This is a genomic window from Bifidobacterium canis (genome assembly GCF_009727065.1).
Taxonomy (GTDB): Bacteria; Actinomycetota; Actinomycetes; order Actinomycetales; family Bifidobacteriaceae; genus Bifidobacterium; species Bifidobacterium canis.
Genome location: NZ_WNLP01000008.1, coordinates 47,044 through 69,303 on the forward strand (window position 1 = coordinate 47,044; position 22,260 = coordinate 69,303).

General features: G+C 55.5%; 25 protein-coding genes and 1 pseudogene. 7 read left to right on the forward strand and 19 right to left on the reverse strand.

Annotated elements, in window-relative coordinates:
• Positions 1–57: 57 nt before the first annotated feature.
• A complete protein-coding gene (locus GSD1FS_RS07410) occupies positions 58–870 on the reverse strand; it encodes a sugar phosphate isomerase/epimerase family protein (RefSeq protein WP_196425062.1) in 813 nt (270 codons plus the stop codon).
• Positions 870–1,571 (reverse strand): ThuA domain-containing protein, encoded by a 702-nt coding sequence (locus tag GSD1FS_RS07415; RefSeq protein WP_155589092.1) that lies wholly within the window; start codon positions 1,569–1,571, stop codon positions 870–872. Before GSD1FS_RS07415 ends, GSD1FS_RS07410 begins: the two co-directional genes overlap by 1 nt.
• Before the next feature lie 258 nt (positions 1,572–1,829).
• Here GSD1FS_RS07415 and GSD1FS_RS10175 point away from each other — a divergent pair.
• Together GSD1FS_RS10175 and GSD1FS_RS10180 are read left to right on the forward strand one after the other, a co-directional pair.
• A pseudogene (locus tag GSD1FS_RS10175) lies at positions 1,830–2,153 on the forward strand (adenosine deaminase); the annotation flags it as partial.
• A 107-nt stretch (positions 2,154–2,260) separates the two neighbouring features.
• Positions 2,261–2,761 carry an adenosine deaminase family protein gene (locus tag GSD1FS_RS10180; protein ID WP_343030254.1) on the forward strand — a complete coding sequence of 167 codons (501 nt, stop codon included), beginning with the start codon at positions 2,261–2,263 and terminating at the stop codon, positions 2,759–2,761.
• Positions 2,762–2,873: 112 nt separating this feature from the next.
• Here the strand turns inward: GSD1FS_RS10180 and trpE are convergent, their stop codons facing one another.
• From trpE to GSD1FS_RS07505, 17 genes are all read right to left on the reverse strand, one after another.
• A complete protein-coding gene (gene trpE, locus GSD1FS_RS07425; protein WP_155589046.1) occupies positions 2,874–4,427 on the reverse strand; it encodes an anthranilate synthase component I in 1,554 nt (517 codons plus the stop codon).
• Entirely contained in the window at positions 4,424–4,837 is a 414-nt protein-coding gene (gene hisI, locus GSD1FS_RS07430; protein ID WP_155589047.1) for a phosphoribosyl-AMP cyclohydrolase, read from the reverse strand. Before hisI ends, trpE begins: the two co-directional genes overlap by 4 nt.
• Before the next feature lie 66 nt (positions 4,838–4,903).
• Positions 4,904–5,674: an imidazole glycerol phosphate synthase subunit HisF gene (hisF, locus tag GSD1FS_RS07435; RefSeq protein ID WP_155589048.1), complete on the reverse strand. Its 771-nt coding sequence runs from the start codon at positions 5,672–5,674 to the stop codon at positions 4,904–4,906.
• A gap of 185 nt (positions 5,675–5,859) precedes the next feature.
• Positions 5,860–6,324, reverse strand: coding sequence for a GNAT family N-acetyltransferase (locus tag GSD1FS_RS07440; protein WP_155589093.1), 465 nt, complete (start codon positions 6,322–6,324; stop codon positions 5,860–5,862).
• 102 nt (positions 6,325–6,426) lie between these two features.
• Positions 6,427–7,179, reverse strand: a complete 753-nt coding sequence (locus tag GSD1FS_RS07445) for an ABC transporter permease (protein WP_155589049.1) — start codon at positions 7,177–7,179, stop codon at positions 6,427–6,429.
• A complete protein-coding gene (locus GSD1FS_RS07450) occupies positions 7,176–7,847 on the reverse strand; it encodes an ABC transporter ATP-binding protein (RefSeq protein ID WP_343030255.1) in 672 nt (223 codons plus the stop codon). The genes GSD1FS_RS07445 and GSD1FS_RS07450 overlap by 4 nt, the downstream gene beginning before the upstream one ends.
• Before the next feature lie 54 nt (positions 7,848–7,901).
• A complete protein-coding gene (locus GSD1FS_RS07455) occupies positions 7,902–8,474 on the reverse strand; it encodes a TetR/AcrR family transcriptional regulator (RefSeq protein ID WP_155589050.1) in 573 nt (190 codons plus the stop codon).
• Positions 8,475–8,626: 152 nt separating this feature from the next.
• Positions 8,627–9,805, reverse strand: coding sequence for a dual-specificity RNA methyltransferase RlmN (gene rlmN, locus GSD1FS_RS07460; protein WP_155589051.1), 1,179 nt, complete (start codon positions 9,803–9,805; stop codon positions 8,627–8,629).
• A gap of 37 nt (positions 9,806–9,842) precedes the next feature.
• Positions 9,843–10,811 carry a phosphatidate cytidylyltransferase gene (locus tag GSD1FS_RS07465; RefSeq protein WP_155589094.1) on the reverse strand — a complete coding sequence of 323 codons (969 nt, stop codon included), beginning with the start codon at positions 10,809–10,811 and terminating at the stop codon, positions 9,843–9,845.
• A gap of 106 nt (positions 10,812–10,917) precedes the next feature.
• Positions 10,918–11,472, reverse strand: coding sequence for a ribosome recycling factor (gene frr, locus GSD1FS_RS07470; protein WP_155589052.1), 555 nt, complete (start codon positions 11,470–11,472; stop codon positions 10,918–10,920).
• Between the two features lie 69 nt (positions 11,473–11,541).
• Positions 11,542–12,288 carry a UMP kinase gene (gene pyrH / locus GSD1FS_RS07475; RefSeq protein WP_155589053.1) on the reverse strand — a complete coding sequence of 249 codons (747 nt, stop codon included), beginning with the start codon at positions 12,286–12,288 and terminating at the stop codon, positions 11,542–11,544.
• 245 nt (positions 12,289–12,533) lie between these two features.
• A complete protein-coding gene (gene tsf / locus GSD1FS_RS07480) occupies positions 12,534–13,391 on the reverse strand; it encodes a translation elongation factor Ts (protein WP_155589054.1) in 858 nt (285 codons plus the stop codon).
• A 103-nt stretch (positions 13,392–13,494) separates the two neighbouring features.
• Positions 13,495–14,409 (reverse strand): 30S ribosomal protein S2, encoded by a 915-nt coding sequence (gene rpsB, locus GSD1FS_RS07485; RefSeq protein ID WP_155589055.1) that lies wholly within the window; start codon positions 14,407–14,409, stop codon positions 13,495–13,497.
• A gap of 257 nt (positions 14,410–14,666) precedes the next feature.
• On the reverse strand, positions 14,667–15,149 hold the full coding sequence (def, locus tag GSD1FS_RS07490) for a peptide deformylase (RefSeq protein WP_343030256.1): 483 nt from the start codon (positions 15,147–15,149) through the stop codon (positions 14,667–14,669).
• A 6-nt stretch (positions 15,150–15,155) separates the two neighbouring features.
• Positions 15,156–17,210, reverse strand: coding sequence for an AMP-dependent synthetase/ligase (locus tag GSD1FS_RS07495; protein WP_155589056.1), 2,055 nt, complete (start codon positions 17,208–17,210; stop codon positions 15,156–15,158).
• A 52-nt stretch (positions 17,211–17,262) separates the two neighbouring features.
• Positions 17,263–17,859 carry a hypothetical protein gene (locus GSD1FS_RS07500; protein WP_155589057.1) on the reverse strand — a complete coding sequence of 199 codons (597 nt, stop codon included), beginning with the start codon at positions 17,857–17,859 and terminating at the stop codon, positions 17,263–17,265.
• A gap of 213 nt (positions 17,860–18,072) precedes the next feature.
• Positions 18,073–19,185, reverse strand: a complete 1,113-nt coding sequence (locus tag GSD1FS_RS07505; protein ID WP_155589058.1) for a GuaB3 family IMP dehydrogenase-related protein — start codon at positions 19,183–19,185, stop codon at positions 18,073–18,075.
• Positions 19,186–19,326: 141 nt separating this feature from the next.
• On the opposite strand from GSD1FS_RS07505, the gene GSD1FS_RS07510 reads away from it, so the two are divergent.
• From GSD1FS_RS07510 to GSD1FS_RS09970, 5 genes are all read left to right on the forward strand, one after another.
• Positions 19,327–20,553, forward strand: a complete 1,227-nt coding sequence (locus GSD1FS_RS07510; protein WP_155589059.1) for an NADP-dependent isocitrate dehydrogenase — start codon at positions 19,327–19,329, stop codon at positions 20,551–20,553.
• Between the two features lie 178 nt (positions 20,554–20,731).
• The gene (locus GSD1FS_RS09955; RefSeq protein WP_246166063.1) at positions 20,732–21,049 is read left to right on the forward strand and encodes a hypothetical protein; all 318 of its coding nucleotides are present in this window, start codon (positions 20,732–20,734) and stop codon (positions 21,047–21,049) included.
• Between the two features lie 98 nt (positions 21,050–21,147).
• Positions 21,148–21,309 (forward strand): hypothetical protein, encoded by a 162-nt coding sequence (locus tag GSD1FS_RS09960; RefSeq protein ID WP_246166067.1) that lies wholly within the window; start codon positions 21,148–21,150, stop codon positions 21,307–21,309.
• Positions 21,306–21,731, forward strand: coding sequence for a hypothetical protein (locus GSD1FS_RS09965; protein WP_246166070.1), 426 nt, complete (start codon positions 21,306–21,308; stop codon positions 21,729–21,731). Before GSD1FS_RS09960 ends, GSD1FS_RS09965 begins: the two co-directional genes overlap by 4 nt.
• Positions 21,704–22,252, forward strand: coding sequence for a substrate-binding domain-containing protein (locus tag GSD1FS_RS09970; RefSeq protein WP_246166073.1), 549 nt, complete (start codon positions 21,704–21,706; stop codon positions 22,250–22,252). Before GSD1FS_RS09965 ends, GSD1FS_RS09970 begins: the two co-directional genes overlap by 28 nt.
• The last annotated feature ends 8 nt before the right edge of the window (positions 22,253–22,260 follow it).

Sequence of the window (22,260 nt, forward strand, 5' to 3'; positions counted from 1 at the left end):
ATACCGGTCTCTCCTATGCCTCACCGCAGATTCGCGATGCACAGCACAGGTTGTGCATCACACGCTGCGCCATGTATCGCGCAGGAAACGCGCCGAACGCATCATATCGTCTCGTTGATCGGGCACGTCGAAGTGTTCGATCGCCAGAACGTCATCGTATCCACTGGTTTTCAGTTGTCTCAGTATTGCAGTCTCCGGCATAACGCCAGTGCCTGCGGCGACGCTATCGCCGTGCGCATTGCGATCTTTGCAGTGTACATGCGACACGTATGCACTCAGGGAACGGTATGCATTCAAGTCATCTTCATCGAATGTGATGAAATTGCCCATGTCGAAGCACATGCGAAGTCCGGGAATCCGATCGAAATGCCAGAGCAACCCGTTGATGTTGGAGATCGTTGACTTCTTATCGTCGAAATCTTCGATCGTCACGCATACGCCGTGTTCTTTGCCGCGCTGCACAGCGTAACGCAATCCTTCGCACATGCGTTGCGCGGCGGCATTCGAATCAAGAAAATCGTTCAATGCCGTGCGATCGTGAACGAGCGGCGCCATAGTCGCGGCATCTGTATCGTCGAGAAAACCGGGAACGACCAGGGTTTTCGCGCCGAGAGTTTGAGCGAGTGCGATATGTGCGTCAAGATGTGCGCGTTCGTCGGCGTTCGGCAGGTCATAGAACTCGTACAGGCAGCTCACCGCAAGTCCAGCGTTATGCAGCATTTCCAATACGTTGCTTTCGGCGGCCAGCGTGTAGTTGAGTTCCACACAGTCGATTCCAGTCTGCTTCACCTCGTCAAGCAATTGTTCGACTGCTATGCCCGTCTGCTCGTGCGCTTGGCGAATATGATCATAGAACACGGAGATTCTCATCACAACGCCTCGCATTCCAATGTTTGGCGAGCACTGACCGCGGGCGCGCAGAACCGCACAGCATTGGTAATGATGCGCTGAATATCAGGGTTGTGGTAGATCGGGTATTCCTCGTGCCCGGGCTGGAAATAGAAGATCTTGCCCAACCCGCGTGTGAACGTGCAGCCGCTTCTGAACACCTGGCCGCCGGAGAACCAACCGGCGAACACCACGTCATCCGGCTTGGGAATGTCAAAATATTCACCGTACATCTCTTCTTCCGGCAGTTCAATCATGCTCGGAACGCCTTGCGCGATCGGATGCGTCGGGCCTATGCACCACAGTTTCTCCGTCTGTGAATGCTTCCATTTCAACGTCATCGACGTGCCCATCAGTCGTTTCATGATCTTCGAGAAATGTGCGGAGTGCAGCGCGACGAGCCCCATGCCGGAGAGCACCGCCTGCTGCACGCGTTCGGCAACCTCGTCTGAGAACTCGTCTTGCAACGCATGGCTCCAGAACACGAGCACGTCGGTGTTGTCGAGCACCGTCTGCGTCAAACCATGCTCGGGTTCGTCGAATGTGGCGGTGCGAATCTCAAGATCCGGTTGCGTGCCAAGGAACTTGGCGATGCACATGTGAATACCGTCCGGGTAGATCGCCCGTATGCCCTCGTATTCACGTTCATGTTTGAACTCATTCCACACGGTCACTCGTATCATCGGCGTTCCTCCGTTCACGCGACGTTGCATGTTCGACCACCTGTCGGCATATTCATCGGTCAATATTGTAGCGGCACGCAGTATGCGGATCGACGAAGAAACGCGCCGGTATACAATGACACATACTAGTTAGTTGCGGTTAGCACTCGTGGAATGGAGCGAAATATGGTCGGAACGGCACAGCGGCAGGCTCTGCGAACTCTGCCGAAAGCGGAGTTGCACCTGCATATCGAGGGGACGCTGGAACCTGAACTGGCCATGAAACTGGCGCAGCGCAACAACATTGACCTGCCATGGCACACGGTGGAAGAGCTCGAACGCGAATACCAGTTCGAGAACCTGCAATCATTCCTCGACCTCTACTATCAGCTGATGCAAACGTTGCGAACAGCAGATGATTTTCGCGATCTCATGCTTGCGTATCTCGAACGCGCGCATAACAACGGCGTCATGCACGCGGAGATCTTCTTCGACCCCCAAGTGCACGTGTTCACCAACCACCTCGACTACAACACCGTGCTCGACGGCTTGCGTGAGGGGATGCGCATCGGGCGGGAACGCTATGGCATCAGCGGAGGTCTCATTCTGAGCATTGTCCGAGACATGAGCCTTGAGTCGGCGAACGCGATTCTCGACATGGCCGAACCGCGTAAAATGAGATTCTCGGCATCGGCTTGGATTCCGCGGAAGTGGGCTACCCTCCCGAACTATTTGCCGACCAGTTCGAACGTGCACGTTCGTTCGGCTGGCATGCGGTCGCACATGCCGGCGAAGAGGGGCCGGCGGACTATATTCGCCAAGCGCTCGATCTTCTGCGCGCCGAACGCATCGATCACGGCACGCATCTGCTCGACGACACCGAGTTGATGGAGCGCGTGGCACGTGACGGCATCGCACTCACCTGCTGCCCGCTGTCTAACTTGAGACTTCAGGTGATCAACTCGATGAATGAGCACCCAATCGCCCGATTCATGCGGGAGGGCGTGACCTGCACCGTCAATTCAGACGATCCCGCTTATTTCGGCGGATATGTGGCCGCGAACTACGAGGCGCTCGCCGAGACTCGCCTGTCGATGGAGCAGCTGGTCGCGCTCGCAGGCAATTCCATCGATGCTTCGTTCGCCGATGACGCGCGAAAAACTACGATGCGCGCGCAGCTTGACTCCTGGCGTACCGCGCATGGCTTCTAGAGATTTCTAGAGGTACTGCATTCAATATTGATCGGGTGGGTCGCTCACGTGCACGATGCGTAACTGTGAACGACCCGCCCGATTATGCGTATGTTCTACTTCTGCCGCAGCGTTAAATACGCTTGAGCTGCGCGGCTATCTTGATCGCTTCCACGCTGGCACGTGCTTTGTTACGGCTCTCCTGATACTCGTTCTCCGGAATCGAATCGAGTACCAAACCGGCACCGGCTTGGACGCTGGCTTCATGGTCGCGGATGAATGCGGTGCGGATGGCTATGGCCATATCCATGTTGCCTGAGAAATCGAAGTAACCGACGGTGCCACCGTAGATGCCGCGGTCGGCAGGCTCGAGTTGGTCGATGATCTCGATCGCCTTCGGTTTCGGCGCACCCGACAGCGTGCCCGCCGGGAACGCCGACGTGAACACGTCCATGACCGACAACCCTGGATTGACTTCGCCGGTGACCGTCGAGCACAGGTGCATGATGTGGCTATAGCGCAGCACATCCATGAGCGACACCACTTCCACCGTCTCCGGTCGGCACACGCGGCTCAGATCGTTGCGCGCCAAGTCGACGAGCATAATGTGCTCGCTGCGTTCCTTCGGGTCTGCAAGCAGTTCACGACACAGTTTCTCGTCTTCCTCGGGCGTTGCCCCGCGTGGCCGAGATCCGGCGATCGGGAAGCTCATTGCATGGCCATCGTCCACTTTGATGAGTGTTTCCGGGCTTGAACCGATCACATTGAAATCACGGCCCTGCGCATCGGTGAGCGTCATGAAATACATGTATGGGCTCGGGTTAAGCGTGCGCAGCACACGGTACACATCGAACGGATCCGCAGGCGAATCGATGTCGAGGCGTTGCGAAATGACCACTTGGAACACGTCACCGTCGATGACATGCTGGCGAGAACGCTCCACCGATTGCTCGAACACTTCCTTTGACGTGCGGAAACGCAGTTCCGGCTGGCTGACCGACGGGTCGAGCACGTTGACGCGGAACTCCCCAGCCGTAGGCGTCGCCGACTTGCGCTCCATCTCGTTTACGCGGGCCACCGCTTCGTTGTAGGCCTCATCGGCACGAGTCGGCTTGTCGTCGACATTCACAGCATTCGCGATCAGCCATACGGAGCCGGAAGCATGATCGACAACGGCAATGTCAGTGGCCAAAGCGAGCACCAGTTCCGGCTGACCCGTTTCATCTGGGGCATTAGCTGGGAGTTTCGGCTCCCAATGGCGAATGGCATCCCAGCCGACGGTGCCGACGAGACCACTGGTCAGATTCGGCAACCCATCCACTTTCGGAGATTTGAGCAGGTCAAGCGTCGCACGCGCGACATCCATGACGTCACCGTGCTCCGGCACTCCGGCAGGGACGCGGCCAAGCCAATCAGCTTGCCCATTGTTCGAGCGGAGCTGGGCCATCGAGTTGACGCCGATGAAGCTGTATCGGCTCCATGTGCCGTTCGTCTCTGCGGATTCAAGAATGAATGTTCCCGAGCGGTGACCCGCAAGGCGTTCATACAGGCCGACCGGTGTCAGCGAATCTGCGAGGATGCGGCGCACGATCGGCACGATGCGGTAGCCTTGCGCGGCGAGCTCATGGAATTCCTCACGACTCGGCCAGGTCTGACCCCAAGAAAGTTTCGTGACGTTCGCGCTCATTGCTGCTCCTCCACATTCTTCTCTCGGTATCCAACGGTCACAGGCAACGAACCACCTTCATCGAAGCATGATCTCTTGCCGGTGTGGCAGGCGGCTCCCACTTGGTCGACTTCCACGAGAATAGCATCACCGTCGCAATCGAGATTCAGAGCCTTGACATATTGCACATGGCCGGACGTGTCGCCTTTGCGCCAATATTCCTGACGGGATCGTGACCAGAAAGTGACTCGCCCCTCGGTCAGCGTGCGTCGCAACGCCTCATCGTTCATGTAGCCGACCATCAGCACTTCCTTCGTGTCGAACTGCTGGATGACGGCGGCCACCAAACCCTTGTCGTCGTATTTGAGTCGCGCTTTGATGCGCGGGTCCAACGTCGTCGAATTATCGTATTCCACTGCTTCGTTGCTCATTGATGCTCCAAAACTGTTGCTGTTCCTCACATAGGTTAGCAAACGCTCTCTTATGACCGATTCGCTTCAGCGAACCGTATATCCCGCCTGACGCAATGCGTTCTTGACTTCGGCGATCGAAACCTTGCCGAAATGGAAAATCGATGCGGCGAGCACTGCATCGGCGCCGGCGGCGACGGCTGGCGGGAAGTCCTCGGCTTTGCCGGCTCCACCGGAGGCGATGATCGGAATGGAGACTTCTCGGCGCATCGCGCTGATCATCTCCAGATCGAAGCCCTGCTGGGTGCCATCGGCATCCATGGAATTGAGTAGGATCTCGCCTGCGCCTAATTCCTCGGCTCGTTTCGCCCACCACAATGCGTCGATGCCTGTGGACTTGCGGCCACCCATCGTGGTCACTTCGAAGCCGGATTGTGTGTGATGCTCCCCCTGCTCACGTCGTGCATCCACGCTCAGCACGAGCACTTGATTGCCGAATCGCTCGGAAACGCGACTGATCAATGTCGGATCATTGATGGCCGCTGTATTCACGCTCACCTTGTCGGCGCCGCAACGCAGCAACGAATCCACGTCATCTGGCGTGCGCACTCCCCCTCCGACGGTGAGCGGAATGAACACCTGTTCCGCAGTGCGATTCACGACGTCGATCATCGTCCCACGATGTGAGCTGGATGCTGTGACGTCGAGGAAGGTGAGCTCATCGGCGCCTTGGCGATAGTATTCGGCGGCCAATTCCACGGGATCGCCGGCATCCTTGAGGTTCTCGAAATGGACGCCTTTGACCACACGCCCCGCATCGACATCCAGGCAAGGAATAACACGCACCGCCAATGACATTGACATCTCCATTCGATTGCACACACATGGTTCTACGGATGGTTTCCAGCGTACCGATTCCCTGTTACAACGCGCCTCACATCGCCCCAACCGTTCGCATCGTGATATGCCGAATACGCATGATCGCCACAAATATGCAGGCTCGGTGGACACGCATCAATGCGCCCATATCTATTATCAATCACCTACAGGCGTAGCAGATATATGTAAGAATCCTCGTGCGGGAACTCGTAGTGGAACGGGAGTTCGTCTTTGCCGATGCGGACGAAACCGGCGCGTTCATAGAATCTATGCGAGGCGGTGGCAACCGTCGGCGTGTCAAGCAGCACGGTCGTGAATCCGCCGTTCTGCAGAGTTTGCAATATCTGCTCATATAGTGCGAGCCCTAGTTTTTTACTGCGCCAGTCGGAACGCACGAAGAACTTTTTGAGCACGGCGTTGCCGTTTCCGTAATTCATGAACGCCAGCCTCCCCACCACGTCGCCGTTGTCGACGGCGATCAGGAATTCACCGCCGTTGCGCTCATAGTACTTCGGTATATCCAGCAAATCCGGTTGTTCGGCAAGAGACAGATCGATCTTCGCCTCATCATTCTGAATATGCAGAATCAAATCGATTATCTGCTGCTTGTATTGCTCCTGATACGGCATGATCTGCACGGTTACAGCCTCCTTGTTCGTCTGTATCCAGAATAACTGTCGGTTGCCGATAATTGCCGCACAATCTTTTCAATAATGTTTGATGCGAACTAGTCAGCACCTCTTCTTACGCACCGCGAAGACGACGATTGCGGCGACAAGACATGCAACCATGTATATAAGCACAATCGACAAATATGGCCAGATATTCGCGAAGTTGCCGGAGATGGCCATCTCCGTGGCTTGGGCGGCATTGTAGAACGGCAATGCTTTGGCAACCGTCTGAAACACGGATCCCATGATCTCAAGCGGAATGGTGAGTCCAGATAGAATGAACGAGACTGTGGTGAGCATGGCACCGCAGACGCCGCCGACGGATTTGTCGCTCATCACTGTACCGCACAGTAGTCCGACGCCTATGTACATCAAAGCAGTCAGCAGAACAATGACCACAGCGAGCAGTACACGTATAGTGATGCGGAATCCGAAGAAGCCCGCACATAGGTATGTAGCAGCCGATTGAATTACCGAAACGACGAGCATGGGCAGCGTGTAACCCATGATGAAGTCAACGGCAGTCATCGGAGAAGCGAACAATCGATTCAAGAATGTGGATGTACGGTCTTTAGCTATCAGCATGCCCGCGAACAGAGAAAGAAACACAGGCGCATAGGAAGCGATGGCCGCTGCCATCTGAGTCATATCAATTTGCGTGGCACCGGGGATCTTCCCTACCTGCTTGTAGATGAGAGATAACACCCAAAGCATCATCACCGGGAATATGAATCCGAAGAACAGGTTCACAGGGTCACGCAATACCTCTTTCATGGTGCGTACGGAGAAAATGTTGATTCTGCGCAGACTCATCGTGTTCCTTCCGTCAATGTGATGAACGCGTCTTCGAGCGTGTTTTTGCCACTTTTCTTCTTCAATTCGTCAAGAGTGCCCGAAGCAACGATATGCCCAGACACCATGATGGCGATCCTATCGGCCAATGTTTCTACCTCCTCAAGGTAATGTGTGGTGAGCAACATGGTCACCTTGCCTTTGAGCCCTTCGATCACTTTCCAAAGGTCACAACGTGCGAATACATCCAGTCCAACAGTCGGCTCATCGAGGAACAAGATTTGTGGATTTGTGATAAGACCCATTGCAATGCTCAACCGCCGTTGCATTCCTCCCGACAGGGTTTGCGCTCGCTGGCTGGCAACTTGTTGCAGCTCGAACTCCTGCATCATGTGTTTTGCGTTCGATTTCGCTTCGTTATTCGATTGCCCGTATATGCTTGCAATGAATTCGAGGTTCTCGCGCACGGTCAGGTTTGCTGCCACCGCTGTTTCCTGTGGCGACAGATTGATGCGCGGTTTGATATGCTGCATGTCGGCGCTGACCGATCTGCCAAGCAGATACGCATCTCCGGAACTTGGTCGTTCAAGACCCGTGAGCATGGAAATCGTAGTGGTTTTACCTGCTCCGTTGACTCCGAGAAGAGCGAAGATCTCCCCTTGATCAACATCGAAATCGATATGATCCACAGCAGTTATTGACCCATATTTTTGGTGAGCCCCGTTGCCCGTATTGCTTTCATCTCATTCTCCCTTTGATTTTTCTGTTGCACGGTCCTTCAACGCAAGGAACATCGACGACACGGATTCTTCAATGAACCGTTGATCCCATTCGATGTATTTGGTGGCGATCATGGACGCGATACCATGCACATATACCCACATCTGCAAGTGGAAACGAGTGGCAGATTCAAGATCCAATCCGAGTTGCGCCGCGATCATCTTGATGATTGGCTGCACTTGATCGCTCATATGCGCTCTCTGCTCATCGCTTTGATCATGCATGAATAACATTTTGAATAGCTCAGGCTCATCTTTGGCAAAGTAAATGTACGCCATTCCACTAGCCATGTACGGCGGATACTCTGATGACGTCATGGCACGTCTGATGCGCTCCGTATATTCAGCAGCCGCAGCTTCCCACACAGACTGTTGCACATCCTCCATATTTGTAAATAAGCCAAAGATCGGTTTGACCGAGGAGTTCAACGCCGATGCAAGAGAACGGGCAGTAAGGGCATCCATACCATGCTTGCGTACAATCCCCATTGCAGCGTTAATGACTTGCTCTCGAGTAAATCGGGGTGTTCTGGGCATAGTCACCTCCAATAATGCAACACCATAGTATAAAATAACATATGTTGCGCAACACTTGTTACCATATAACTACTGTCAATGAAAGTCAAATAACTAATCAAAATGGGACGTCAACCAGTTGACGTCCCATACACAGTTGATATTGAAATTAATCAGACGTTCTTTGCCGCGAGCTGCCCGCAGGCACCGTCGATGTCTTGGCCTCGCGTGTCACGCAACGTGGCGGTTATGCCAGCCTCGTGGAGGATGTCGAGGAAACGCTCCTCATCTTCAGGTTTTGACGCCGTCCATTTCGAGCCCTCGATCGGGTTGAGTGGAATGGGGTTGACGTGCGCCCAATTGTCTCCGTAATGGTTGAGCTTGTTGGCCAGCTGGCGGGCGTGGATCTCCTGATCGTTGATGCCGCGCATCAACGCATATTCGATGCTCACGCGGCGTTTGGAAGCCAAGTAGTAGTCATGCGCGGCGTCGAGCACCTCGTCGACGTTGAACCGCTTGTTCATGGGAACGAGTTCGTCGCGCAGCTCATTGTTCGGCGCGTGCAGCGACACCGCCAAGCGCACCGGAATGCCCTCTTGCGTGAGCTTGCGGATGCCTGGCACAACACCGACGGTGGAAACGGTGATGTTGCGCGCGGAGATGCCGAACCCCTCGGGAGGCATTGCGCTGATCTGTTTGACGGCGCTGATGAGCGCACGATAGTTGCCCATCGGCTCCCCCATGCCCATGAACACGACGTTACTCAAGCGTCCCGGCCCACCGGCTACTTTGCCGTCCTGCATCATCTTCGCAGCCACGCGCACCTGTTCGAGAATCTCGCCGGTAGACATGTTGCGAGTCAAACCAAGTTTGCCCGTCGCACAGAACGGGCAGCCCATGCCGCAGCCCACCTGACTGGAGATGCACAGGGTGGCGCGGTTCGGGTAGCGCATCAGCACCGATTCGATCTTCGCGTTGTCGAACAGGTTCCACAGCGTTTTGATGGTCATGCCGTCGTCGGCGACCTGATGCGTCACCTCGGTGATCAGCGTCGGGAAGAATTCCTCAGCCACCTGCTGACGTGCAGATGCAGGGAAATCGGTGAAATCGTTCGCGTTCACATCGAAGTGGCCGTAGTAATGGTTGGCGAGCTGCTTGACGCGGAACTTCGGCAGTCCAAGTTCCTGTGCCTTTGCGATGCGTTCATCTACGCTCATGTCGGTGAAATGGATTGGCGGTTTGCCGCGGCGCGCATGATCCTTGGCAAGCACATCGCGGAATGCTCCGGTACGCCCACCTTCGGTGATGCCTGATTCAACGGATTCTTGCGTGGAAATATTCTTATCTGTCATTGTTGTGATGGGATACGTGTTTACAAATACTCAGATTTTACAAGCCGGTCGCCCACAGTAGCACGCACACGAACGGGGCACACATCAGAATCGAGTCGACTCGATCGAGAATACCACCATGGCCTTTGAGCAGATGGCCCATGTCTTTGATGCCCATGTCTCGCTTCAGCATCGACGCGCACAGGTCACCATATGTGCCGACGATACCGATGATAATGCCGAGCAGGAGTGGCACCCACCACCGAGTTGCCCACAAAGCGGCGTCATACGTGCAAGCGAACACCACATATGCGCCTGCGACAGCAAACAGAATGGAGCCAAGTAATCCCTCCACGGACTTTTTCGGAGAGATTCTCGGGCTCAGCTTGTGTTTGCCGAACATCATGCCTGCGAACAAGCCGCCTGTGTCGCTCAGTGCCGGCATGAACACGACGAGAATGGCGTGAGCGAAATAATGGTCATTGAATGTGAGCGGCATGATGATGCACGACGCCAGCAGTGGAATATACAGTACGGTGAACATGGCGACAGCCACTTGTGTCAGGCGACTGTGGCTCTCCCCTCGTCTATCGACTGTTCCCGGTGCGGTCTGCATTTTCCTATCGAGCTGCTTTTCGATTCGTTTGCCATGCCAGAGTTGCAGTGTCGCGCTGATGGCAACGGCTACAAGCGAAAAGCAGATGCAAACGGCCATAGCGACAACATGCCGTGGGAAGAAATATACGGCGCATAATGTGATCGTCGAACAGATCCAGAGCGTCACCAGTGGAATATGCAGGTTGATAACGGCCAGATCAACGCGCAGTTCCCAGAGTGCGAGAATCATGAATACGACAACGAGGGCTACAAACAGCACAGGGCTGATCCATAGGCACAGCAGTATGACGGCGATCAAAGCAACGGCGGTTCCGACCGCCTGCGGCATGTTGCGTCCGGCTTTCTTGTTGATAGCATCGATCGCTTCGTCGGCCTTGACTTCCATGTCGTGCTGCGATTGTGAATTCATCATGGTCCTTACATCGTGTGTGACAATGCGCGTCGTATTGCAAAATGAATGGGCAATGGCATGCGTGCAGATGCGTTTGCCATTGCCCAATTGATCATGCGAGGCGTCAGACCTCCATGATCTCCTTCTGCTTGGTTTCAAGCAACGAATCCAGTTCATCGGTGACGTTCTTGGTCACCTTGTCGAGTTCCTTGAGCAGACGATCGCCTTCGTCTTCACCCATTTCGCCATCTTTGATGGCCTTGTCGATGGTTTCCTTCGTCTTACGACGAATGTTGCGCACTGCGACCTTGCCGTCTTCGGCCTTGGCTTTGGCCAGCTTGACGTATTCCTTACGACGGTCTTCGGTCAGTTCCGGCATGGTCAGCAAAATGGTGGAACCATTGCGGCGTGGGCTGGCTCCCAGATCGGAATCGCGCAGCGCCTTTTCAACGGCGTTGGCCTGCGATGGGTCGAACGGAGACACGGAGAGTGTACGTGGCTCAGGAACGCCGATGGTGGCGACATGCTTGAGCGGCGTTGGTGCGCCGTAGTATTCGACGACGATGCCATTGAGCAGTGCTGGATTCGCACGACCAGTGCGAATGCCTGCGAAGTTCTCCTTCGTCGATTCGACGGACTTGAGCATCTGTGCTTTGGACTGTTCTACAAGATTGGCCATATTGTTTTCTCCTCAGATATTCACCTTGGAATACCTACTTGTGTATGAATCGGATTCGAGGGCAGGCGTCTACGCGAGCGTCGAATCACCGTTGGATACCAGTGTACCGATGGAATCGCCCAACAATGCTTTGGTCACATTGCCTTCACCTTCCAAACCGAACACACGAATGGTCTGGTTGTTGTCACGGGCCATCGCCATCGCGGAGGCGTCCATGACTGCGAGGTTGTCGATGAGAGCACGCTTGTAGCTCAGAGTTTCGAAACGTTCGGCGGTCGGATCTTTACGTGGATCAGCGGTGTATACGCCGTCAACGCCGTTCTTGCCCATCAACACTTCGTCGCAATGGATCTCCAGTGAGCGTTGAATGGAAACCGTATCCGTCGAGAAGTATGGCATGCCCGCGCCTGCGCCGAAGATGACGACACGCCCTTTTTCAAGATGACGGATTGCTTTCAGTGGAATGTATGGTTCAGCGACCTGACCCATAGTGATGGCGGTCTGTACGCGCGTCGCCTGACCGGCCTGTTCCAAGAAGTCCTGCAATGCGAGGCAGTTCATCACTGTGCCGAGCATACCCATGTAGTCGCCGCGGGAACGGTCGATGCCGGCTTCCTGCAATTCAGCTCCACGGAAGAAATTGCCGCCACCCGTCACGATGGCAACCTGCACACCCTGTTGAACAGCTGGAACGATTTCGCCTGCAATGCGACGGATCGTCGCCGTATCTACGCCGACCTTGCCGTTGCCGAACGCCTCTCCGGAGAGTTTCAGCAGTACTCTGCGCGGTTGCGCCGCGTTCTCTTCAAGTGCCATATCTGCCTTTCCATTGTTCATCAATGCTTGCAGTTCCACCGTGTATAGGTTATCTGTGCACAACGACACGAACCGACGCATGTGTTCGTATTCTTCGAATTTCCGGCGATGCATCTTGTGTCACTCCACAATAACGAAAACGCGTGAATCACAAACCGAATGTTCGGTTGCGATTCACGCGTCAGTGTTCACCAGTCAGCTCGCAATCAAGCTATGCGACTACGTGAATATGCGATGTGTGAGAATCAGGCGTCCGCTTCAGGAGCCTTGCCGACCTCGAGGCGGGCGAAGGCCAGAGCCTGGCCGCCGACTTCCTTGAACAGGTCGCCGATCGTCTTCGACGGATCCTTGACGTAGGCCTGCTCGAGCAGCACGTTCTCCTTGAAGAAGGCGTTCAGACGGCCTTCGACGATCTTAGGAACGATCTTCTCCGGCTTGCCTTCAGCCAGGGACTTCTCGGTGGCAACGCGACGTTCGGTTTCGACGATGTCTGCTGGAACGTCATCGCGGGTGAGCCACTTCGGATCCATTGCGGAGATCTGCAGGGCGGCTTCGTGAGCGACCTGGGAGCCTGCTTCATCGGTCGCGATCATGGCGACGATGCTCGGAGGAAGTTCTGCGGACTTCTTGTGCGCGTAGATCTCGACCTTCGGGCCTTCGATCTTGGCGAACTGACCGACCTTGACGTGCTCGCCGAACAGTGCGGCGGCTTCTTCAACGTCTTCCTTCACAGTGCCTTCAGCGGACGGTGCTGCGAGAACGCTGTCGATGTCATCGGCATTCGCCTTGACCGCATTGGCGAGCACGGTGTCTGCGAAGTCGACGAACTTCGGGGTCTTCGCCACGAAGTCGGTTTCGGAATTGAGCTCGATCGCGTAACCGGTCTGACCGTTGGCGGAATCGATGACGGTGGAGGCGATGGTGCCTTCCTGAGCCTTACGGCCTTCACGCTTGCCAGCGGCCGCGATGCCCTTGGTGCGAATGATTTCCTTGGCACGTGCGACGTCGCCGTCGGCCTCGGTGAGCGCCTTCTTGACGTCCATCATGCCGGCGCCGGTCTCTTCACGGACCTGCTTGATCAAAGCTGCAGTGATTGCTGCCATTGATGTTCTCCTTGTTGTTTTTGAAAAGTATGCGTGGCGTGGAGCCGATGCTTTGGGCGTTCGACTCCACGCACGTTCATGGAACCTGTGGGCTCCGAAGGGCTCACTTGGCCTCTTCTTCTGCCTTTGCGACGGATTCCTGGTTCTGGGCGTCGGCGCGGGCTGCTTCGGAGGAAGCGCCTGCTTCTTCGTCGGCCTTCTTCACCGCGTTTTCGGTGACAACGGCGTTCTCGCGAAGGGTGTTCTTCTCATCCTTCGCGAGCAGCTCCTTCTCCCAAGCTGCCATAGGCTGCTCGGAGTCGTTGCCCTCTGCCTTGGCGGCGTTGCCGGAACGCTCCAGAAGACCCTCTGCCACGGCGTCGGCGAACAGGTTCGTCAGCAGTTCGATGCCACGGATGGCGTCGTCGTTGGCCGGGATCGGGTATTCGACTGCTTCAGGATCGGTGTTGGTGTCGACGATGGCGACGACCGGAATACCGAGCTTGTGGGCTTCCTCAACGGCCAGCGCCTCCTTGTTGATGTCCACGACGAACATGGCGGAAGGGGTGCGGTTCATGTTGCGGATACCGCCGAGCTGACGCTCGAGCTTGTCTTTCTCGCGCTTGAGCAGAAGCAGTTCCTTCTTGGTCAGGCCGGAACCGTGCACATCGTTGAAGTCCATCGTCTCAAGTTCCTTGAGACGGGTGACGCGCTTGGAAACGGTCTGGAAGTTGGTGAGCATGCCGCCGAGCCAGCGTTCGGAGACGTATGGCATGTTCACGCGGGTGGCTGCGTTCTTGATCGCTTCCTGAGCCTGCTTCTTCGTGCCGACGAACAGCACGGTGCCGTTGTGGGCGACAGTGGTCTTGATGAAGTCGTATGCGACGTCGATGAGATCGAGCGTCTTGAACAGGTTGATGATGTAGATTCCGTTACGCTCGGTAAGGATGTACTGCTTCATCTTCGGGTTCCAACGGCGGGTCTGGTGACCGAACTGAAGACCAGCCTTCAGCATTTCGCTCATAGTGATCTGAGCCATGGTATTACTACCTTCCTAGTCGGTTATTGCCTGGCCATGCGATCCTGCGTGCAGCCGTTTTCTTGGAAAACAGCCGACCGACACAGGTCGTCGCGAACATGACGCGAATTCGTTGCGTGCCGGTTGACAATATTGGGTGGTTTGAAAGACTGCGACTGCCTTTCTTACCGGTTGGCACACAAAATTTAATGATAGCATGAGGGTTGCTTTTGCACAATGCAAAGCAACCCCTCATGCTGGTTAGAAACAACTATTGATTACTCGAGACTGCGCATACGGCGCATCGCCGCACGTCGCTCGTCTTTCTCCAGTCGGTCGATGTAGAGATGTCCATCAAGATGGTCGGTTTCATGCTGAAGCATGCGTCCCATGATGCCATCCCCTTCGAGCACGACCTCGTTTCCGTCTAGATCGATGCCGCGGACGCGCGCGTAATCCGCTCGCTTGGTCTTGTACCACAGGTTCGGCAGACTCAGGCAACCTTCGTCGCCATACTGTTCACCGCGGGTCTCTTCAAGCACGGGGTTGAGCACGTAGCCCACTTTCCCGTCGATGTTATAGGAGAATGCTCGCAGGCTTACTCCGATCTGGTTGGCGGAAAGCCCCGCACGACCGGGATCGTCAACGGTATCGATGAGATCCTGCACCAGGTTACGCACGGCTGGCGTGATCTTGGTGATCGGCTCGCAGGGGGTGCGCAGCACCGGATCCGGCACCACTCGAATTTCGCGAATAGCCACGATGTGTCACTCCTTCTCAGTCTGATCCGTTGGCTCCTGCTGAATGTTCTCGGCAGGTGTTTGATCGTCGGAGCCCTGATCTTCCAGATTTTCGGCTCGTCCACTGTGCTGCATGCTGTCAAGAGCCTGACGCACACGTGGCGTGACGTTCTCAGCGGTGTGCTGAACGGCCTGTGAAGCCTTCTTCACCGTCTCCGAAGTGCTTTCGAGGATCTGCATGCTCACCGGCACCGAGCGCGTCACCGATTTCGGTGCGTAGAGTTCACCTTCGATGATGTCCGCATAGCGTTCCAGAACCTTCGGACGAACCACTTTCTGGCTTGGGGTCATCGTGCGGTCTTCAACGGAGAAGTCTTCCGGCAGAACGATGAACTTACGAACGGATTCGGCACGTGAGACGTTCGCGTTTGCTTTGTCTACATATTGCTGGATGAAGGCATGGACGCCGTCGCTGTGAGCCAGATCATCCATCGACACATTCGATGGCATGCCTTGGTTGTCAAGCCAGCTATGCACCATTTCCTCATCCAACGTGACCAACGCGCCGATGAACGGCTTGTTGTCGCCGACCACAACGACGTGAGAAACGATCGGGCACTCGCTGATGGCGCTTTCCAACGGAGCAGGACTGACGTTCTTGCCACCTGCAGTGATGATCAGATCCTTCTTGCGTCCGGTGATGTAGAGGAAGCCGTCATCGTCGATGTAGCCAAGGTCACCCGTGTGCAGCCAGCCACTCGGCTCCAGCACTTCATCAGTCATCTCTTGGTTCTTGTAGTAGCCGAGGAACACGTTCGGACCCTTGACCTCGATTTCGCCGTCTTCGGCGGTTCGAACGGCCATTCCCGGTCCTGGGCGTCCTACTGAACCGGCACGATTCGCCTTCTGCCAGTTGACGATCATGGGGGCAGCGGTTTCGGTCATGCCGTAGCCCTGGATGAACGTGATGTCGTCGATGCCGTTGAAGAAGTGCACCAGATCGGGGTTGATCGGCGCGCCGCCGCAGGCGAGATAGCGCAGGTTCGGACCGAGTGCGGAACGGAACGAGGATGCTACGGAACTCATGTAGAACGAGTGCTTCAGTCTCATCCACGGGCCGGGCTTACGATGATCGGTCTGCATCTTCGACCATTCGATGAAATGGGTTACTGCATTGGCAAAGATATGCCCGCGAATGCCGGCGCCGGCTTTCTGCGAGGCCGCGTTATACACCTTCTCGAACACGCGTGGCACACCGAGCAAATACGTCGGTTTGAAGCTGCGCAGATCCACGAGCAGATGCTTGGCGCTTGGCACGTAGCCCACCACACCATGGCCTCCGACCGCCACATACTGAATGTAACGTGCGAAGCAGTGCGCCAACGGCAGGAACAGCAGCAAGCGGTTCGGCGGATCGAATAGCATCTCGGGCAGGATCTCGTAACCGTTCTTCACGATATGCGTGAAATTGCGGTGCGAGAGCATCGCTCCCTTCGGCTTGCCGGTGGATCCTGATGTGAACACGATGGTCAGCAGATCATCCGCGCGCACGCGACCGATCGCCTCGTCGAGCTCATCGTCACTCACCGATTCCCCATAGTTGATCAATGCGTCAAGCGCACCGTTCTGGAAGTTGAACACATGACGCAGACTTGGCACGGTTTCGGAAATACGTTCGAGCGTGTGCGCGTGGTCTTCATCACCGCCGAATGCGATCATCGGCTGCACTTCGTCGATGATGGATGCAGCCTGCTTCCGCGAATCCGTTTCGTAGATCGGCACGCTCACTGCGCCGATGGCAGCGCATGCGAAATCCATGACGCCCCACTCATAGCAGGTCGCCGAATAGATTGCCACCATCGCACCCTGACGCACGCCGAGTGCCATCAGCCCTTTGGCCACACTGCGCACCTGCGCGAGCATTTCACCTGCCATGACGTCGACCCACTGGTTTGTATCGGGGTCTTTAAACTGGGCGATCAGATCTTCCGGCTTGTCGAGCGCACGGTCGGAAAGCAATGCGTAGACGGTGTCTTTTTCCGTGGTTACGTATTTGTTGTCAAGTCCATATTCCCTGAGCATGGTTCTTACTATAGCCGTCAGCTATGCCATTTGAATAGGGTTCTTCACGCCATCACCCCAAATCGAGATACGTGCAGCGCCAAGCGCTTCCCTGCAACTCGAAAATCAAATTGACCCAATATGTCACGGGTCCTATAACCAATTTGAGCGTGAATTCGAATTTGGTGGGAGCCACCACCATACCATCCACAAGTGTTGGAACCGGCTGCGCGTAAAAACGTTTGCGATGCAGGTCAACGCATTCAGCGGTCGCGCCTTGCATCAGCTCGATCATGAATTCCAGCCGCTCACAGCAGCTTGTTGTAACCAGACCGTGCAACAGGCGCATCGGCAGTCGTCCACGAACCACCTCCACACACAGGCAGCTCACTTTGCATGCCTTTACACTGAGATCAAACGCCGTTTTGGGCAATACGCTTTCACTGATGCAGCTTCGTACCTGATACGGAATGCTCATGCCGGATTTACCGATGGGAATCTTGCCGTTGTATTTGCGGACGGCACGAGGTCCTTTCGGCGCAGGCATGGTCTGCGTCCACGCATCATCTTCATCTTCCAGCGGTGGAATAGATGCGACCTCTTCCCGCGTTTTGGTGATGCCACCGTTGTTTGCTTCGTTGATTTGCGTCCCCTGATGCATATCACTCATGCGCAAGATCCCTCCCCTAATCGGAATGCTTGATCACATAGTGTTGCTCGCAAAAGCGGTTTTTACCATAGCTTGCGAAGAATATGCGCATTTTCATCACAAACCCGCATTGTTTTCGCATAAGCCGACGTTCGATGCACCCGTCTTCGAATATGTGTTTCCTTAATGAAAAGACCCCGGTCAATGCCGGGGTCTTTTCATCGTAGCTTCAAATCATCGATTCACGACAACCGGGCAACGCTGGAAACTCTTGATATCCACGTAACCGCAGGATGCCATCGCCCTGCGCAACGCACCGGTAAAGTTCGTCGTGCCGTCAGCGTTGTGGCTCGGCCCATACAGAATCTCTTCAAGGGTGCCAACCGTGCCAACCGTTGTGCGGAAGCCTCGTGGCAGCGTCGCATGCCGCGCCTCCGAACCCCAATGGGTTCCGTGTCCTGGTGCTTCGACGGCGCGAGCAAGCGGCGCGCCAAGCATGGCGGCATCAGCTCCCATTGCCAATGCTGTGACGAAACTGCCGGAGCTTCCCATGCTGCCGTCTGCGATCACCTGCACGTAGCGTCCACCAGATTCGTCCATGTAGTCGCGACGGGCCTCGGCCACATCGGAGATCGCGGTGGCCATCGGGATCGAAACACCGATCGTCCTGCGGTTGGCAGATGTGGCGACGCCGCCGAAGCCAACGAGCACGCCAGCGGCTCCGGCGCGCATCAGGTGCAGTGCCGCACGATAGTTCGCGGCTCCGCCGACGATGACCGGAACATCCAGATCATAGATGAATTGCTTGAGGTTCAACGGCTCATGATCTTCCGACACATGCTCGGCGGAAACGGATGTGCCTCGAATCACGAACAGGTCGACACCTGCGTTGAGCACCGTCGAATAATATTGCTGGGTGCGTTGCGGAGACAATGCGCCGGCGACGGTCACACCTGCGTCGCGTATTTCATGCAGCCTCTGCACGATGAGCTCCGGCTTGATCGGTTCGGCATACGCCTCCTGCAGGTAGGCGGTGACTTCACTTTGATCGAGTTGCGAGATCTTTGTGAGAATCGGTTCCGGATCGTCATAACGCGTCCACAGACCTTCAAGATCGAGCACACCGAGGGTGCCGAGCTTGCCCATGGCGATCGCCGTCTGAGGACTCGTCACCGAATCCATAGGCGCTCCGATCACCGGGATGTCGAACTCATAGGCATCCACCTGCCATGAGGTTGAAACGTCTTGCGGGTCACGTGTACGTCGAGAGGGGACGATCGAAATGTCATCCAAACCGTATGCGATGCGGCCTTTTTTACCGAGGCCGATTTCTGTTTCCTGAGCCATGGTTTCAAGGCTAATGCGTTGCAATGACACAGCATCATGCATGTTCGCGATGTGCCGACCACGGAAAATGGACATCTGCTCTTCTTCGAAACACTTATGCACTACACATGAATTGAACACCGTAATGACTGGAGGACTCTTATGGCCAAAATCAAGGTCGAAGGCAAAGTGGTGGAGCTTGACGGAGACGAGATGACCCGCGTCATCTGGAAAGACATCAAGGATCGCCTCATTCTGCCGTACCTCGACATCGATCTCGACTACTACGATCTGGGCATTGAAAACCGTGACGCCACTGATGATCAGGTGACCATCGACGCCGCTGAAGCCATCAAACGCGAACATGTCGGCGTCAAATGCGCGACGATCACGCCTGACGAAGCACGCGTCGAGGAGTTCGGGCTCAAGAAGATGTGGAAGTCCCCCAATGGCACGATTCGCAACATTCTCGGTGGTACGATCTTCCGCGAGCCGATCGTCATCGACAACATCCCGCGCCTTGTTCCCAGATGGACCCAGCCGATCGTCGTCGCCCGTCATGCGTTTGGAGACCAATACAAGGCCACGGATTTCAAAGTCCCCGGTGCCGGCAAGCTCACCGTTACGTTCACGCCTGAAGATGGATCCGAACCGATCGAGCATGTTGTGTTCAACTATCCCGGTAGCGGTGTGGCACAGGTGCAATACAATCTGGACGAGTCGATCCGCGGTTTCGCCCGCGCCTGCTTCAACTACGGTCTGATGCGCCACTACCCCGTGTATCTTTCGACGAAGAACACGATTCTCAAGGCATACGACGGCGAGTTCAAAGACATTTTCGCCGAAGTGTTCGAAACCGAATACAAGCAGCGCTTCGAACAGGAGGGTCTCACCTACGAGCATCGCCTGATCGACGATATGGTGGCAAGCTCATTGAAGTGGCATGGCGGCTACGTGTGGGCCTGCAAGAACTACGATGGCGACGTGCAGTCCGACACCGTGGCGCAAGGCTTCGGTTCCCTTGGGCTCATGACTTCCGTGCTGATGACGCCTGATGGTCAGACCGTCGAAGCGGAAGCCGCACACGGCACCGTCACCCGCCACTATCGCCGTTGGCTCAAGGGCGAGAAGACCTCCACCAACCCGATCGCTTCCATCTATGCGTGGACCGGCGGACTCAAGCATCGTGCCAAACTGGACGGAACGCCAGAGGTCGCCGCGTTTGCCGAGACTTTGGAACAGACGATCATCTCTACCGTGGAGGGCGGCCAGATGACCAAGGATCTCGCCATGCTCATCGACCCCAGCCATGAATGGCTCGACACCGAGCAGTTCATGAACGCGCTCGATGAGAATCTGCGCCGAAACCTTGCGGCACAGAACGACTAGATTGAATCGCCGATAAGAACTGATTGAACTGTTTTGCGGGTGACCGAATGAACGCGGTCACCCGCAAAACATATGCAGTCATTCATGCAGCGTTGCAGGGCAACGGCAACGCGCAGACGTTCGAGTACAATCAGGAAGCGGATCCTTACACACCAGCACATCACGGAATAAGGTACACATGTCACAGGGCGTCACACGCATTGTTCGCGCATTCATCACAGTAGTGACAGCGGTGTCGCTACTGTGCTTCGCCGCCGCATGCACATCAAAGAGCTCATCGGAGCCGTCGGCATCAGCATCAGCCACGGCTACGACCAACGGCAAGGTCGCGATGTTCCTTCCCTCCAACAGCGTCAACCTCTCATCAAACGTTCCGCTGAACACGTGGGACGATCTCTCGGACGCGTTGACTGACTCCTTGAAAACAATGGAATCGACGACGATGACATTCAACGTACAACCAGCAGCGATCTCGACAAGCAAAGTGATGCGATAAGCAGTTACGTCAGTAAGCGAACCGCCGATACAAGCGCTGAGCTGAGCGCCACTCAGAAAGCCGAAAACAGCGCAACGACATTGATAGTCGCGCCAGCCGTGTCTCTTGACAAAACCTACGGTGAATACAGCCACTTCATCACCGTCTCATCGCAAGAATCCAGCAAGCAGGATTCTTCGAGCACAAAGGACGTTGAGTCGACCGCGATACAGACCATCGCCTCGGCGTTGAATGACGCCAAAAAGCCGGCATCCACGTGATCATCATCGCCAACCCGATCGATGGATTCGTTCCCGATGTGTTCGTACCGCTGGTCACCGCGGAAGACATTGGTCGCATGCAAGCCCAGCAGGTGGCATCCAAGCTCGATCTCGATTCAGCGACTTCGACGAATCCCAAAGCCATTGAAGTGTTGATGCCCGTAGCCGACTCGAAAAGCGACGACACTACTTTCCAAGAGGAAGCATTCAAAGGCATATGGGACGTTCTCGGCCCATATTTCCGCCAGCGCAAAGCCTATAGTCCCTCACAAAAGCTGTCGTCTTTCACTACCGACGCCGATTATGCGGCTGTGACTTTCGAAGCCACCAAGGAATCACAGGCGGAGACCGAGGTGAAAAATCGTCTCAAAAAACCGAGGACAGCTCTTCCGCCGTGCGCATCGATGGCATCATCTCGATGAATGATTTCGTCGCCTCCGGCGCGATCAAGGCGCTGAAATCCATGGGATATACCGGATCTTCAATGGACGTCAACCCATCCATCACCATTTTCGACGTCGTTGGCAACATCGCCGGAAGAAAAGCCTTGACAAAGCAACGCGTGCCCGATCCGGCGAAAACGAGTGATTCCGATGACGCCGACGAGCAGGGTGAGTCTCAGGAGACGCAAGCGAAATCAACGCAATGGCCGATCATCACAGGTTTCGGAGCCTATGTGACCGACGTGCCGAATATTGTCGATGGCCTGCAATGGATGACCGGTCTTGTAGACATTCGCACTAACGCGCAATCCATAGCGCAGTTGTGCCAGGTGCTCAACAATAAAGGCAAGCTGAGCTCGGTCAAAGAAGTCAAAACAACTGAGGAATACGGTTCTAAAGTGCCAACATTGCATTTGACTCTTCTTGCCGTCAGTGCCGCGAATCTCAAGGCCGCGCTCATCGACCCGGGCTATATTTCGCTGGCCGACGCCAATATGTGAGTCTTGAG